Source organism: Bacillus sp. FSL K6-0994 (assembly GCF_038630815.1).
Classification (GTDB): Bacteria; Bacillota; Bacilli; order Bacillales; family Bacillaceae; genus Bacillus; species Bacillus safensis.
On sequence record NZ_CP152043.1, the window covers coordinates 2,371,159 to 2,384,340 of the forward strand.

The following is a 13,182-nucleotide window of genomic DNA, read 5'->3' on the forward strand; positions in this document are numbered from 1 at the left end:
TCCTTCTTTACGCTTTCTGGTGGGCCTTCAACATTTGAATCAGCTCATCAAGCTTCACTTCAATTTGTTCACCCGTTGTCGTATCTTTCACATTCACAATTTGCTGCGCAAGCTCATCTTCACCAAGAACTGCAATAAATTTGGCTTTTAATCGATCAGCCGCTTTAAATTGTCCTTTTAGTTTCTTCCCTGTATAGTCCATTTCACTTGAGATACCTTCTTTTCTCAGACGGTTTAATAATGAAACAGAATAATCCTTCGCTTCATCTCCGAGAGCAGCAATGTATAGATCAATACCATCTTGCAGAGGAAGCTCAATTCCTTCAGCATCGATCGCAGATAAGAAACGCTCAATACTCATCGCAAATCCGATCCCTGGTGATTCAGGACCGCCAATTCCTTCAACGAGCCCATCATAACGGCCGCCGCCGGCTAATGTTGTAATCGCACCAAAGCCTTCTGCATTACTCATGATCTCAAATGCTGTGTGATTGTAGTAATCAAGACCGCGTACTAAATTTGGATCAACGACATACTCAATGCTTATATCCGATAAGTATTGTTTAACCTTTTCAAAATAAGTCCGCGATTCTTCATTTAAGAAATCTTGAATGGATGGAGCTGTTGCCATCAATTCATGATCACGATCCTTTTTACAATCAAGAATACGAAGCGGATTTTGATGTAAACGCGTTTGACAGTCGTGACAGAATTCCTCAATTCTTGGCTCAAAATGCTCGACCAGTGCTTTGCGGTAGTCTGCACGGCTCTCTTTGTCACCAAGGCTGTTAATGACGAGCTTTAAGTTGGAAAGACCTGCTTTCTCATACACACTCATCGCAAGCGAAATGACCTCAGCATCAATGGCAGGATCTTTGGAACCAATCGCTTCTATCCCAAATTGATAAAATTGACGATATCTTCCTGTTTGCGGACGTTCATAGCGGAACATTGGTCCGATGTAATACAGCTTTGTTGGCTGAGCAGGCTGTGCAAACAATTTATTTTCAACATAAGAACGGACGGTTGAAGCTGTTCCCTCTGGACGAAGTGTGATGCTGCGTCCTTTTTTATCTTCAAATGTGTACATCTCTTTTTGAACGATATCAGTTGATTCGCCTACTCCCCGTGCAAACAGCTCAGTATGCTCAAAAATCGGTGTGCGGATTTCTTTGTATTGAAAGGCTGCACATGTATCTCTCGCAATTTGTTCAACATACTGCCAGCGTTCTGACTCTCCAGGTAAAATATCCTGTGTGCCTCTTGGAATATTAAAACTCATTTTTCGTCCTCCTACGACCATCATTCATTTTTTATGTGGACATATAAAAAACCCCCGCCTCTACTATGTGTATAGTAGGGACGAGAGTTATACCCGTGGTGCCACCCTAGTTGGAACATGATCCAGCCATGTTCCCGCTCAAATCCTTAACGCAGATTCACGTTCTCCGCCTATTGACTCATTTTTAGAGCGTTCAGCAGGAAACCTACAGAGTGTTCTTTCGTGATAAATGCCATGCGGATTCGCTTTCAGCCTAAGGCGATTCCTCTCTGCTCACGCAATTTACCCTACTATTCTCTATCATCAGTTCCACATTTTAAATTTTCAAGTGTGTTGATTTATATTATAATAAGGTCGGTGCTGCCACTCTGTCAACCCTTGCCGTGCCTCTTTTTCTTTTCCAGCTCTTCTTTTGACGTACATCCGTATTCAGATGCGGTCTCTTCAAGGAAGCCTGGCTGATCCATTTCGTCGTGCTGCCAGCGGTCGATATCACGATGTCCATTATATTGCACTCGTCCTAATTTTCTGCTTAATCTCATGTTTGTACATCCTTTTATCACATTTTTATTTAGTATAAACAGATTGATTCATTTTTATTAGGGAAACTGCAAGGAATTCATCCACTACATAACGAATTAACATTCATCGGTTTTACAAGGGAGGGGAAAACACCGTTTTGAATCTGAAAAAACACAATCAAATGATGATGCTGCTTACTTGTTTTGTTCTCATCGCGAGTTCTTTGCCTATGACACATGCTACAGCACAAACAGATCAAGCTGTTGTCGCAACAGATGAAATCAATGTGAGAACGGGCCCTGGTTTAAGCTATGGAATTGCAGCTGTTGTAAAACGCGGCGAAAGTTATCCCATTCTCACTGAACAAGGAGAATGGGTGCAGATCCAATTATCAAACGGACAAAAAGGCTGGGTCGTCTCATGGCTGATTACCACATCATCCGGCGCTCAAAAATCCGCGAAGCCAAAGGCGCAAGGTCAAAGCACGGCTGGAGGCAGTACAATTACATCGACAGCTTCCGATCTTCGCATCCGGACAGGCCCTGGGACTTCCTATCAAGTGATTGGTACTTTCCCGCAAGGTGCTACCGCTAAAAAGCTCGAGACAAGCGGCGAATGGACGAAAATTTCGTATAAACAAGCAGAAGGCTGGGTTCACTCTGATTATGTTTCAGGGGGGCAGAAAACTTCTCAATCAAGCTCCGGCGAGTCCTCTCGCTCTAACCAGACAGGCACAGTTGGCGTATCGAGCTTGAATGTAAGGCAATCGGCCGCACCAAATGCACAAGTCGTCGCTTCACTTGCCCGCAACACACAGATCACCATTTTGCGAGAGCAGAACGGCTGGTATGAAATTGAGGGGAAAGGCGTAAAAGGCTGGGTTGCAAGCTATTACATTGTCACAGGCAAAGGAGCAGGCTCTGCACCTGAAAAGAGTTCATCCTCTTCGGCTTCTGAACAAAAAGCGTACATTGTCTATGATGGCACCAATATTCGAAAAAGCGCTTCTACCTCTGCTGGGATTGCAGAAAGAGCAACAAAAGGAGCTGCCTATCATATCGTTCGGACGCAAGGTGACTGGTACGAGGTGACACTATCAAACGGCGGAACCGGCTATGTGGCGAGCTGGGTCGTTCAAACGAAGAAAAATAGCAGCGACGCGCCAAGACCTCAGCAGGATTCATCGTCTGGAACTGGTTCTTTAAAAGGAAAAACGATTGTTCTTGATCCTGGTCATGGCGGAAAAGACAGCGGCACAATCGGCGCAGACGGTGCTTTTGAAAAGAACATCACCATCAAAACCGCCAATTTACTGGCAGGCAAATTAAGGGCTTCTGGTGCAAATGTATATTTAACAAGAAGTGATGATACCTTTATCAGCCTTCAATCAAGGGTGGCAACATCTCATTACCGAAATGCAGATGCATTTATTAGTCTTCATTACGATAGTTTTATGGATCAAAGTGTTAGAGGAAGTACAGCGTATTATTATCAAGCAGCAAAAGATCAGCAATTAGCGTCAAGCGTTCATTCAGAAGTCGCAAAACGCTCTCAAATCCCTGATAAGGGTGTCAAATTCGGAGATTACTTTGTTTTAAGAGAAAACAAACGCCCTTCCCTTTTATATGAACTCGGGTATTTAAGCAATCCTCAGGAGGAAGCGATCATTTATAGCGCCTCTTACCAAGAACGAGTCACAGAAGGAATGACTGAAGGATTAAAACAATATTTCCGTTAAAAAGAAAGAGGCCACTGCGCCTCTTTTTTGTTTATCCGCAAAAGAAAAAGACTCTAAACAAACTCCCGCACGAGTTCATCTACAGTCTAAAGAGAATCTATTCTTTGCTGTCCATCAAGATCGTGACTGGTCCTGAATTGGTCAATGTCACGTCCATCATCGCACCAAAACGGCCAGTTTCCACATGGATGCCTTTTTCTCTAAGGGTTTTATTGAAACATTCATAAAGCGAGTTAGCTGCATCCGGCTTGGCGGCTTTCATAAAATTCGGCCGTCTGCCCTTTCTCGTATCACCATATAGGGTAAATTGCGATACAGACAGAACGCTTCCTTTTATGTCCAATAATGAACGATTCATTTTCCCATTTTCATCTTCAAAAATACGTAAATGTGCAAGCTTTTCAGCTAAGTAAAGCACATCTTCTTCTGTATCTTCGTGTGTGACACCAACAAGCACCATATATCCTTCGTTGATGGCACCTGTGATCTCTTCTTCTACCTTCACAGATGCATTTGTCACACGCTGCACAACAAGCCTCATAGACGATATACTTCCTTTCTAATTCATGAATCGGCGAACAGAGTAAATGTCTTTGATTTGTTTAATGCGTTCGACCACTTTGTGCAAGTGATTAATATTTTGGATAAAGATCGCCATATGGATCGTCGCCACTTTGTTACGATCAGACTTCCCAGAAACAGAGGAGATGTTCGTTTTGGTTTCGTTGACTGCTTGAAGCACCTCATTGAGTAAGCCGCGTCTATCATATCCTAATATTTCAATTTCCACATTGTATTCTTTACGGTTTTGAGCAGGCTGCTCATGCTCCCACTCGACGGGAATTAACCGCTCCTGTGCTTCTCCTGTCTTCACGTTCGGACAGTCGTCGCGGTGAACAGATACGCCTCGGCCCTTCGTAATAAAACCGACAATGCTATCGCCAGGAACAGGATTACAGCACTTAGATAAGCGGACAAGCAGGTTATCAATTCCTTTGACCCTTACGCCAGCTTCCCGTTTTTTCCCGTGATACGTCTTTGGCTCCACCGTCACTTCTTGAACGGTTTTCTCTTGCTCTTCTTGATCTCTTTGTTTTCTTTCTTTTTCCGTTAAACGATTGGCGACCTGCAGTGCAGTAATGCCGTTATATCCAACTGCTGCATACATGTCCTCTTCGTTTGAAAAATTAAATTTGTCAGCCACTTTTTGCAGGTTTTCAGCGGTCAGAATGTCTTTGACATCAAACTCAAGGTTTTTGATCTCTTTCTCCACGAGCTCTCGGCCTTTTTCGACATTTTCTTCACGGCGCTGTTTTTTGAAAAACTGTCTGATCTTGTGCTTCGCTTGGGAGGTTTGGGCAAGCTTGACCCAATCCTGACTTGGCCCGTAGCTGTGCTTTGATGTCAGAATTTCAATAATGTCACCTGTTTTTAGTTTGTGATCGAGTGTGACCATCTTGCCATTGACCTTGGCACCGATCGTTTTATTCCCAATTTCCGAGTGAATCCGGTAAGAGAAATCAATTGGAACTGAGCCCGACGGCAGTTCAATGACGTCTCCTTTTGGAGTAAACACAAACACCATATCAGAGAAAAGATCAATCTTTAACGACTCCATAAATTCTTCTGCATCTGTGGATTCGTTTTGAAATTCAAGAATTTCTCTAAACCAAGAGAGCTTCTTCTGGAAGACCGCTTCTTCCGTTGATTCTGCTGACTCTTTACCTTCTTTGTATGCCCAGTGTGCCGCAATCCCGTATTCTGCGATTTCATGCATTTCCACTGTACGGATCTGAACTTCAAGCGGATCGCCTTTTGGTCCAATCACCGTTGTATGAAGAGACTGGTACATGTTCGGCTTTGGCATCGCAATATAATCCTTAAACCTGCCTGGCATCGGCTTCCAGCACGTATGGATAATCCCGAGCACAGCATAACAGTCTTTAATGCTGTCAACCAAAATACGAACGGCAAGCAGATCATAAATTTCATTAAACTGCTTATTTTGCAAGACCATTTTGCGATAAATACTATAAATATGTTTTGGTCTGCCGGAAAATTCAGCCTTGATGTTTACCTCAGACACGCGGTCTTTCACTTCATTGACAACCTCGTCCAAGTATTCCTCACGTTCCGCTCGTTTGCGCTTCATCAGATTCACAATCCGGTAATATTGCTGCGGATTTAAATAGCGGAGTGCTGTATCTTCAAGCTCCCACTTAATCTTTGAAATCCCTAATCTGTGCGCAAGCGGTGCAAAGATTTCAAGTGTTTCATTTGAAATTCTCCGCTGCTTTTCCTGCGGAAGATGCTTGAGCGTTCTCATATTATGAAGACGGTCTGCCAGCTTAATCAAGATCACGCGGATATCCTGCGCCATTGCAACAAACATTTTTCGATGGTTTTCGGCCTGCTGTTCTTCTTGTGATTTATATTTAATCTTCCCGAGCTTTGTGACACCATCAACAAGCATTGCTACTTCCTCGTTAAAATGCTCTTTTAAATCCTGTAATGTCACATCTGTATCCTCAACTACATCGTGCAGGAAACCGCCTGCAATGGTTGATGGGTCCATTTCAAGATCAACAAGAATACCCGCCACTTGAATTGGATGGATAATATAGGGCTCACCAGATTTCCGGTATTGCTCCTTGTGTGCATTTTCAGCATATTCATATGCTCGCTCTATAAATTGAATATGTTCAGCGGACAGGTATTCTCTTGCCTTGTCAATGACCTGCTGCGCCGTTAAAACTTGTTCGTTCGCCATGGAATCACCTTTTTAAATGAAAACTGTATTGTAGTTTATTATCAAGAAAAATTCGATAGATGTAAAGAGAAGAAGTCCGCTAAAAGATTTTTGATAGGAAAAAAGCACCCTTCTTACTGAGTGCTTTTTACGAAAACTCCATTAGTATTGCATTAACGTCATGATGTCGTAGCCGTCAAGCTTCTTTCTGCCGTCCAGATACGTCAGTTCAATCAAAAATGCAATCCCTGCCACAACGCCGCCTAATTCCTCTACAAGCTTAATGGACGCTTCAATTGTTCCACCAGTCGCAAGTAAGTCATCTGTAATCAGGACACGCTGACCAGGACGAATCGCATCTTTATGAATCGTTAATACATCTTTACCATATTCCAAGCCGTAATCGACTTTAACGACTTCACGAGGAAGCTTTCCTTCTTTACGAACCGGTGCAAAACCTACACCAAGTGCGTATGCTACAGGGCAGCCAATAATGAATCCACGCGCTTCAGGTCCAACAATGAGATCAATGTCTCTTTCCTTCGCGTAATCAACGATTTGATCCGTTGCATAACGGTACACTTCGCCTTTATCCATTAACGTTGTAATATCTTTAAATTGTACACCTTCCTTTGGGTAGTCAGGTACAACTGTCACATATTGTTTTAAATCCATCTTTTCCTTTTCCTCCTCGTACGTCAAAGCACAGGTGAGACTTCGCTCATCATGCTATTCAGCCATTCCTTCAGCTCTTTAGCTGAGGAATATGTTAGTGTTTGATCGAGTTCCATCAATCGTTGTTTTGCTGTATAGGATGCTGATGCCGTTAAATCTTTTTTAGGGGCATCAAGTACTATTGACAGCACACCATTCTCTATTTTAACAAAACCGAGTTCAAAAAACACCTTTGTCATAAAAATGATTGTATCTTTTGTCCAGCCTCTATGTTTGGCAAGGTCCATTCCTTGTTCTTTGATAGGAAAACTTCCCCGTTTAAACAAGAACCCATAAAACCATTTGAATTGGTCACGGCTTGGGAAAGAGGACATAAAATGATCTTCTTTTCTTTGAAAAACCGTATAAATTCTGGCAGGCTTTTGATTTTCTAAAAGCTGCTTCAGCAATTGCTCATCTGCGGGAACATCCGCAAAGACCACATATTTGCCCTGTACATCAAACGTTGATACATTTTCTGCATGAACATGATGAATGGGGATATCGACGTCCTGTTTTGTTGCTTCATCAAAACAGACAACCAAAGATTTTTCTGAATCAAGTGTCGAGACTTTCTTCTCCCAATCCTTTTTCCCGCGCAGATCAAACAGCTGCCATTCATCAACTCGTGCATCTTTTAGCATCAGCTGGGGCTTCTTCCGGTTATTCCATTCATTGACGGACATTTCTCCAATCACGGAAATGCGGCTTCCTGGAACAATTTCTTCTTTTAATTTCCCTTGGTGAAAACCGACACAGTCAAGCAGCTTGTCTTCGTCTTTCAGAGACATTTTAATATGGTTGTGATTTGCCCCAATCGTTCGGATATCTTCAAGCTTCGCATCTTCAATCATAATGAACGGTTTTGGGTTTGACATACCGAATGGTGACAGCATCCCCGCTTCCTCAATCGCTTCAACCGTCAATTCGTCTACCTTGCACACGGCATCGACCCGCTGTATTGGAATAAAATCTTCTTCCGTCAATGTTTCATTTGCATATTGATTTAATCTTTCCCTTAGTAAAGCGACATCATCCGCTCGAAGTGTCATCCCTGCTGCCATCGGGTGCCCCCCGAAATGCGGCAGGATGTCGCGGCATTTGCTTAGATGGAAAAACAGATCGAAGCCAGGAATACTCCGGGCTGATCCTTTTGCCATTTGCGTCTCTTCATCTATTCCAAGCACAATCGCCGGACGAGAAAAAGTATCCGTCAATTTAGAGGCAACAATTCCGACAACGCCCGGATTCCAGCCAGCTTTCGCTACAACGATCGCAGACTGGTCATCAGGCGTTTCTTCCACCATTTGAATGGCTTCTTCTGTGATCGTACTGACAATCTTTTGACGTTCTTTATTCAGTTCCTGTACAAAACGAGCGAGCTCTTCTGCTTCATCCTTATCCTCAGTCATCAGAAGATGAACGGCAGGATCTGCCTGTTCAATTCGTCCTACAGCATTCAGCCTTGGCGCAATTTGAAAGCCGACCGTTTCCTCATTGGCTTCTTCTAGAGTGGCTCCCGCTTCTTTCAATAACGCTTTCAGCCCCGGTCTATTCGACTGCCGAAGCTGCACAAGGCCTTTTTTGGCGAGCCATCTATTCTCATCATGAAGCGGTACAAGATCCGCGATTGTCCCGATTGCTGCAAGATCTAACAGCTGAACTGGCAGCTTCCCAAGCAGTGCATGCGCCACTTTAAACGCTACGCCTACACCAGCAAGTTCTTTAAAGGGATACTCACAGCCAGGCTGCTTAGGATGGACAATAGCAAGTGCCTCAGGCAGCTCCTCACTTGGTTCATGGTGATCTGTAATGATTAGGTCTAACCCTATTTCTTTTGCAATACGTGCTTCATTTACAGCAGCAATGCCTGTATCGACCGTGATGACAAGCGATGCTCCTTGCTCCTTGATATATCGAAATGCCTGTTCATTAGGCCCATAGCCTTCTTTAAATCGATCTGGAATATAAAAGTCTACTATCGCAGACCGCTCTTTTAATGTATGTAAAAGTACAGACGTACTTGTCACACCATCTGCATCATAGTCTCCGAAGATCACAATCGATTCCTGCTCTTCGATCGCTTTGTTGATGCGCTCTACTGCTTCTTTCATTCCTTTTAATAGAAATGGATCATGAAATTCGGCTTTTTGATCAAATAAAAAAGACCTCGCCTCTTCTACTTCTTCAATTCCTCTTTTTACGAGAAGCGATGCAGTCAGCGCTGAAATATTCAGATTTTCAGAGAGTGATTTCACTTTTTCTTCGCTTGGATGTTCATATTCCCAGCGCATTTTGGATAATAACATAAATTCACCCCTCAACCACACTATTATACTAGAGTGGCCTGAGGGGTTTCAATTTTTATTTTATGAAATTGTGCTGGAAGATTATTTTTCCTTCCGGTCAAATGATGCTGGCTGTTCTTTTAAAGGCGTGACATGAGATTTCTTTTGAAGATCTCTGTCTGCCTTTTTCGTCGCCGCAGCAGGTGCAGCGGCTGCACGCTCAGCTTTTAATGCTTTTAGTTCACGTTTCAGTTTCACAATTTGGAAGATCCCTGCAAATGCCACAATCAGCCCGCCCATTAAAACTGAACCGATAATGACAAGGATCAGCGGCCATTCAGCCGTTCCAAATAAGTAGTGTACCTCGACAGGCCGTACATTAATCACGGCAAATACTGAGACAATTAATACGAAAATAAATGCGAGTATGATGGTCCATTGTTGTTTGTTCATCTACATATCCCCCAAGCTTTTTCTTTTATTCTTCCCTTTTCGCTGCCTTTTTTAAACACCGAAAGAAAGCAGTGGAAGAAAACCTATCAGCATGGGCATCATCAGCTGCTGAGTTTTTCTTTAATCAGATTCTTTAATTCTTTTCTTTCTCCAGAAATGACAAGGGTATCCCCTTCTTCGATGATGGTATCTGGTCCTGGATTTAAAATCTTCTCATGTGATTTTCTCACAATGGCGATGACTGTTACTTGATAGTTTTGGCGAACATTGAGGTCACCGATGCTTCTTTGAACAGCTGGTGCATTCTTTTCAATTTTAAACCATTCAATCACCAGTTCATCAATGGCTACCTCTACGGTTTCAAGCGCTTTCGGCTTATAGACCATGCCGCCTAAAATAGCCGCAATTTGTCTTGCTTCTTCATCGTTTAGCAGGATGCCAGAAATCGTTTCTTCATGGTCGTCCTCCTGAAAATGATACATTTCTCTTCTGCCGTCATCATGTGTAATGATGGCAAGCTTCTCATTATTTCTTGTGATCATTTCGGCTTTATGACCGATACCTGGCAGTTCAGTTTCCCGAACCTTCATAACAGCCCCTCCAATGAATAAAGCCAAATGCCTAAACAGACACTTGCTTTCTATACTGGTCTAAACGTAAGTCATTATAGCAAAAGACCATTTCAAGATCAATGAAACCCAAAATGTTTTTTCAAATCATCTTATTTTCAGAAAAATCGATAGAAAAAGACTGCCGAAAAAGGCAGTCTTTCTAGATTAAATATCTTGTTCTGTATCAATCTTAGCTGGTTTTTTCAGCTCACGGCCTTTCCACATCAGCCAAATTTGTGCCGCGATATAAAGGGATGAGTACACCCCTGTTAATAAGCCGACAAGTAAGGCGATGGAGAAGTTTGTAATCGACGCTGATCCGAAGATAAGCAGTGCGACAACAACGACAAGTACAGTCAGCACCGTGTTGACAGATCGCGTAAAGGTTTGCTGTAAGCTTAAGTTCACAATGTACGATAGATCTTCAATGGTTTTCGGTTTACGTTTCTTCATTTGCTCACGAACCCTGTCGAAGGTAACGATCGTGTCGTTGATCGAGTACCCAATGACCGTGAGGATCGCGGCAATGAAGGTGACATCCACCTCTAAGCGCGTAATACTAAAGAAGGCGACAATAAAGAATGCATCGTACAGCAGTGAGATAATCGCCGCAATCGCCATCTTATACTCAAAACGGACGGATACATATAAAATGATCCCAATGGAAGCAATGATGACGGCATATAGCGCATTACGGGCAAGTTCTTTTCCGACAGTCGGTGATACTGTACTTACATTCGGCTCAGTGCCGTATTTATCTTTGAAGTAATCCTTCACTTCAGCGATTTTTTCTTTGTTCGGCACCCCGACAAATCGAGCAGCTGCCTGATTTTCTTTTTGCCCCGACAGCACAACACTGTCTGCTTCAAGACCAAGCTTTTTAAAGTCTTGCTCTACTTGTGCAGTTGTCAGCTTGTGATCGCTTTGAACATCAATTCTCGTTCCACTAGCAAAGTCAATACCAGCATTGAGCTTGAAGATCGAAAGGACGATGATTCCCGCAATAGTAACAGCTATGGAGAAAATCATAAAGCCTTTACGTTTGCTGACGAAATCCCATTTATCAAATGGCGTTTTCGGTTCGGTATTTTCTGTTGTTTCGTGGATACTCATGATGTCTTTTTTGCGGACACCAAACCAGCCTTTTTTGCGGTCGAGCGCACGGCTTTCTACAAGCAGTCCAAGAAGGAATCTTGATAGGAATACAGCCGTGATAAAGCTTGTTAAAATCGAGAGGATGAGCATTGTTGCAAATCCTTTTACAGAGCTTGTCCCGAAGAAGAACAGCACTCCGCCGGCAATAATACTTGTTAAGTTTGCATCAAAGATGGTCGCAAATGATCTGCGGTTCCCTGACCTGAAAGCAGAACGGACAGATTTGCCGAGCTTCAGCTCTTCTTTGATCCGCTCATAAGTAATAATGTTGGCATCAACAGCCATCCCTACCCCTAGAATAAGTGCGGCAATTCCAGGCAGTGTCATGACCGCGCCCATCCAGTCAAACACTTGCAGCGTAATGTAGATATAGGCTGAGAGTGTGATGACAGCTATAAGACCAGGTAATCGGTAATAAAGCAGCATGAATAAGAAGATAAATGCGATTCCTACAATTCCTGCGAACACTGTTTCGTTCAGTGCTTGTTCACCAAACTGTGCACTCACAGATGTGGAATATTTTTCTGTTAATTTTACTGGCAATGCCCCGGCATTTAAAATACTTGCGAGGTCTTTTGCCTCTTGGACAGTAAATTTCCCTTCAATTTGTACGTCACTGCTGTTAATCTCTTGATTCACATTTGGTGCAGATACATACTTGTGGTTTGATTTTGAGACTTCTTTTTTGAAGGAATCTCCTTTGTGATAATCAAGCCAAATGACAAGCTGGTTATTCGGCGCCATCGCCGCTACTTTTCTTGTGACGTCACCAAATTTTTTCGCATCCTTTAGTTTAACCGTCACAATTGGCTCATTCGTTTGACTGAATGTTTGTTTTGCACTGTTTTCGACTAGGTCAGCCCCGTTAAGAAGTTCTTTATCATTCGTATCTCTGAAGGATAGCTGTGCTTCAGTGGAAAGAATCTCCCTAGCTCTGTTTTGATCTTTTACCCCTGCAAGCTGCACACGGATACGATTATTGCCTTCAATCGAGATGTTCGGCTCACTTACACCTAGCACATTGGCTCTTCGGTTTAAAGCTTCCACTGTACTAACGAGAACACTATTTGTGATCTTGTCCTCTTTTTTCACTGGATGTACATCATACAGGACTTCAAATCCACCCTGTAAATCCAGCCCTAGCGTCATATCTTTCGCAACAGGCTTTGTCAGTAAGCCCACGCCAGTTCCGATTAACAGAACCACTAAGAAAAACGCAAGAATGCGCCCTTTTTTCATTATGTATTTCCTCCTTAAACACCTGAATCCATTAAGATGGCTTATTTCAACAGTTCATCAAGCATATTCTTGCCATCTTCACTGTCCAAAAAAGCAGACGTTTTAAACGACTGAACGGTTGCATAGTTCATAAATTCGCCTATTTTCACAGATAAAATATCTGCAACCATTTCATGAATCGGATACTCTTGTTTTTTCTTCCACTTCTTATTCTCTAAGTATGACCATAATTCCTCTAAATCTACATCTTTATAGCCCAAAACGATGAATTCTTCAAGCTTACTGAACAGAAAAGGCTTTAAATGGTCTTTGTATATAGCAGCTGGGTGTTGTGTCATTGCGTAGCTCCCCCTTTTCAGTTTTTTATCGAGAGACTTGTCATGCTTGGACGATATACACGCATATCTTATTGTATATGATTCTATGTCGTT

11 protein-coding genes and 1 other annotated feature are annotated in these 13,182 nt (G+C 42.7%); of the genes, 1 reads left to right on the forward strand and 10 read right to left on the reverse strand.

The window, feature by feature from the left end; genetic code table 11:
* Positions 1 to 7: 7 nt before the first annotated feature.
* Both hisS and MHB69_RS12270 read right to left on the reverse strand, forming a co-directional pair.
* On the reverse strand, positions 8 to 1,282 hold the full coding sequence (hisS, locus tag MHB69_RS12265) for a histidine--tRNA ligase (RefSeq protein WP_217008790.1): 1,275 nt from the start codon (positions 1,280 to 1,282) through the stop codon (positions 8 to 10).
* 73 nt (positions 1,283 to 1,355) lie between these two features.
* Positions 1,356 to 1,595: a binding site (T-box leader), on the reverse strand.
* Between the two features lie 58 nt (positions 1,596 to 1,653).
* Complete coding sequence (locus MHB69_RS12270) at positions 1,654 to 1,824, reverse strand: YrzK family protein (RefSeq protein ID WP_003216250.1); 171 nt, start codon at positions 1,822 to 1,824, stop codon at positions 1,654 to 1,656.
* Between the two features lie 137 nt (positions 1,825 to 1,961).
* On the opposite strand from MHB69_RS12270, the gene MHB69_RS12275 reads away from it, so the two are divergent.
* Complete coding sequence (locus MHB69_RS12275) at positions 1,962 to 3,542, forward strand: SH3 domain-containing protein (RefSeq protein ID WP_217008789.1); 1,581 nt, start codon at positions 1,962 to 1,964, stop codon at positions 3,540 to 3,542.
* A 97-nt stretch (positions 3,543 to 3,639) separates the two neighbouring features.
* On the opposite strand, the gene dtd is transcribed toward MHB69_RS12275, so the two are convergent.
* From dtd to MHB69_RS12315, 8 genes are all read right to left on the reverse strand, one after another.
* Positions 3,640 to 4,083 carry a D-aminoacyl-tRNA deacylase gene (dtd, locus tag MHB69_RS12280; protein WP_034279904.1) on the reverse strand — a complete coding sequence of 148 codons (444 nt, stop codon included), beginning with the start codon at positions 4,081 to 4,083 and terminating at the stop codon, positions 3,640 to 3,642.
* Positions 4,084 to 4,101: 18 nt separating this feature from the next.
* On the reverse strand, positions 4,102 to 6,312 hold the full coding sequence (locus tag MHB69_RS12285) for a bifunctional (p)ppGpp synthetase/guanosine-3',5'-bis(diphosphate) 3'-pyrophosphohydrolase (RefSeq protein WP_034279902.1): 2,211 nt from the start codon (positions 6,310 to 6,312) through the stop codon (positions 4,102 to 4,104).
* A 141-nt stretch (positions 6,313 to 6,453) separates the two neighbouring features.
* Complete coding sequence (locus MHB69_RS12290) at positions 6,454 to 6,966, reverse strand: adenine phosphoribosyltransferase (protein WP_034279900.1); 513 nt, start codon at positions 6,964 to 6,966, stop codon at positions 6,454 to 6,456.
* A gap of 23 nt (positions 6,967 to 6,989) precedes the next feature.
* Positions 6,990 to 9,314: a single-stranded-DNA-specific exonuclease RecJ gene (gene recJ / locus MHB69_RS12295; RefSeq protein ID WP_342495599.1), complete on the reverse strand. Its 2,325-nt coding sequence runs from the start codon at positions 9,312 to 9,314 to the stop codon at positions 6,990 to 6,992.
* Between the two features lie 81 nt (positions 9,315 to 9,395).
* Positions 9,396 to 9,746 carry a lipopolysaccharide assembly protein LapA domain-containing protein gene (locus MHB69_RS12300; protein ID WP_034279896.1) on the reverse strand — a complete coding sequence of 117 codons (351 nt, stop codon included), beginning with the start codon at positions 9,744 to 9,746 and terminating at the stop codon, positions 9,396 to 9,398.
* Between the two features lie 101 nt (positions 9,747 to 9,847).
* The gene (locus MHB69_RS12305; RefSeq protein ID WP_041115109.1) at positions 9,848 to 10,336 is read right to left on the reverse strand and encodes a cation:proton antiporter regulatory subunit; all 489 of its coding nucleotides are present in this window, start codon (positions 10,334 to 10,336) and stop codon (positions 9,848 to 9,850) included.
* 186 nt (positions 10,337 to 10,522) lie between these two features.
* Entirely contained in the window at positions 10,523 to 12,751 is a 2,229-nt protein-coding gene (gene secDF, locus MHB69_RS12310) for a protein translocase subunit SecDF (protein WP_061109412.1), read from the reverse strand.
* A gap of 41 nt (positions 12,752 to 12,792) precedes the next feature.
* A complete protein-coding gene (locus tag MHB69_RS12315; RefSeq protein ID WP_003216788.1) occupies positions 12,793 to 13,089 on the reverse strand; it encodes a post-transcriptional regulator in 297 nt (98 codons plus the stop codon).
* Positions 13,090 to 13,182: the final 93 nt, after the last annotated feature.

Coding starts and splice junctions, on each gene's coding strand:
- hisS (WP_217008790.1), bottom strand. CDS start 1,282: ATGAGTTTTAATATTCCAAGAGGCACACAGGATATTTTACCTGGAGAG.
- MHB69_RS12270 (WP_003216250.1), bottom strand. CDS start 1,824: ATGAGATTAAGCAGAAAATTAGGACGAGTGCAATATAATGGACATCGT.
- dtd (WP_034279904.1), bottom strand. CDS start 4,083: ATGAGGCTTGTTGTGCAGCGTGTGACAAATGCATCTGTGAAGGTAGAA.
- MHB69_RS12285 (WP_034279902.1), bottom strand. CDS start 6,312: ATGGCGAACGAACAAGTTTTAACGGCGCAGCAGGTCATTGACAAGGCA.
- MHB69_RS12290 (WP_034279900.1), bottom strand. CDS start 6,966: ATGGATTTAAAACAATATGTGACAGTTGTACCTGACTACCCAAAGGAA.
- recJ (WP_342495599.1), bottom strand. CDS start 9,314: ATGTTATTATCCAAAATGCGCTGGGAATATGAACATCCAAGCGAAGAA.
- MHB69_RS12300 (WP_034279896.1), bottom strand. CDS start 9,746: ATGAACAAACAACAATGGACCATCATACTCGCATTTATTTTCGTATTA.
- MHB69_RS12305 (WP_041115109.1), bottom strand. CDS start 10,336: ATGAAGGTTCGGGAAACTGAACTGCCAGGTATCGGTCATAAAGCCGAA.
- secDF (WP_061109412.1), bottom strand. CDS start 12,751: ATGAAAAAAGGGCGCATTCTTGCGTTTTTCTTAGTGGTTCTGTTAATC.
- MHB69_RS12315 (WP_003216788.1), bottom strand. CDS start 13,089: ATGACACAACACCCAGCTGCTATATACAAAGACCATTTAAAGCCTTTT.